This is a genomic window from Candidatus Neomarinimicrobiota bacterium (assembly GCA_034716895.1).
Taxonomy (GTDB): domain Bacteria; phylum Fidelibacterota; class UBA8477; order UBA8477; family JABMPR01; genus JABMPR01.
In genome coordinates this window covers 1-1,799 of sequence record JAYEKW010000216.1, presented here as the reverse complement: position 1 = coordinate 1,799, position 1,799 = coordinate 1, and the positions used below count along the sequence as shown (strand labels likewise).

General features: G+C 41.2%; 1 protein-coding gene. It reads left to right on the top strand.

Features of this window, described 5'->3' with window-relative positions; genetic code table 11:
• Positions 1 to 1,709 (top strand): TonB-dependent receptor (locus U9Q77_12585; GenBank protein ID MEA3288195.1); only part of this gene is annotated, 1,709 nt, incomplete at its 5' end.
• Between the last annotated feature and the right edge of the window lie 90 nt (positions 1,710 to 1,799).

Here is a 1,799-nt window from a genome sequence, read left to right as displayed (position 1 = left end):
CCATGTTCGATAAAAAATTACGTGAGCATCTTGGGATGGCTGTTGATGGAACTGAATGGATTGATGTCTGGGCCTTAGACCCAAGCGAATTCGATATCAATTACTTTAGTGCTGAAGAGCTCTTGAATAATGGTTCATCCATTGTCGGTTACAGGGGTTATGACCAATTTGGAAACAGACTTACGGAAAAGCCAACCTTTGAGGATTTTTTCTCTGCCAAGGATGAAAATGATGAATATCTGCGTTTGATTGCTCCTTCCCAGCCAATTTACGCAGCCGGTTATATTCAGGATAAATTTGCTTTTAACGACCTTATCTTTAACATAGGTATACGTGTTGACCGTTTCGACAACAATACTTATGTGCTGTCGGATCCCTATTCTATATATGCTACTAAAAAGGTGTCGGATGTACCCGGCAGTATGAACCCCTCCGGTTCCCACCCAACCAATATGGGAGATGATTTTGTAGTGTATGTAGATGATGTAAGCGACCCTTCAACTATCAATGGTTATCGTGGTGGCGATACCTGGTATACTGCTTATGGAGTTGAAGTTCAGGATCCTGATTTGATCGCTTCTTCAACCGGTATTGCACCTTACCTGGTTAATTCGGATCACGTGCAAACAAAAGAGATACAGGCTGATGCATTTGAAGACTATACGCCTCAGATTGTTGTGATGCCAAGAATATCTTTCTCATTTCCAATATCTGATGAAGCACTTTTCTTTGCACACTATGATATCTTGTCAAGCCGGCCGGGTGGATCATTTAATCCTACATCTTATTACTACCTCGCTCAGAATGCCGGGGCAAATATTTCCAACCCTAACCTCTTACCTGCAAAAACCATTGATTACGAATTGGGTTTCCAGCAAATGCTAACAAATTCATCTTCTTTGAAGATCGCTGCATATTACAGGGAACAACGTGATATGGCCCAGGCTATCAGGGTACTTGGTGCTTTCCCGGTTGACTATTTCACAACAGGAAATATTGATTTTGGAACATCAAAAGGTATTTCAATTTCCTATGACCTCAGAAGAACAGGCAATATTTCACTGCGGGCCAACTATACTCTGGCCTATGCATACGGTACCGGGTCAAGTTCCGGACAGCAGTTAAGCCTGCTTCGTACCGACCAGCCGAACCTTCGTATTCTTTCTCCTCTTAGTTGGGATCAGCGTCATAAGATCAACCTTAATCTTGACTACCGTTTTGCAGGTGGAAGATCTTATAACGGGCCCATATTATTTGGTAAGGATATTCTATCTAATGCAGGTGCAAATTTCGCAGTTATTGCAGGCTCAGGACTTCCTTACTCCAGAACCATGGGTGTAGGAGAACCTGGTCTGAAAGGCTCTCTTAATGGTTCTCGTTTACCGTGGACCACAGTGGTTAAAATGAGGCTTGATAAAGATTTCAATTTGAATTTTAAGAAGAAAGATGGAGCTGCTGGGAAAACCACATCTGTAAATGTGTACCTGGATGTGAATAACCTACTGAATACCAAGAATGTGAGTAGTGTTTATTCAGCTACAGGAGATCCGGAAGATGATGGTTATCTGACAGCACCTAAAATGCAACAAAACATTAATGTTCAATTGGATCCGGAAGTGTATCGTATGTATTATCAAATGAGATCTTTAGCAGGTGTTCGATATATGGGACCCCGCACCATTCGCTTAGGTTTAAGCCTGAACTTTTAATGGTTGGATAATCAAATAATATTTAGAAGATGAAAAAAATATTCAAATATATACTTGTTTTAGCGATCGGCCTCTTTACTTTCAGTGCTG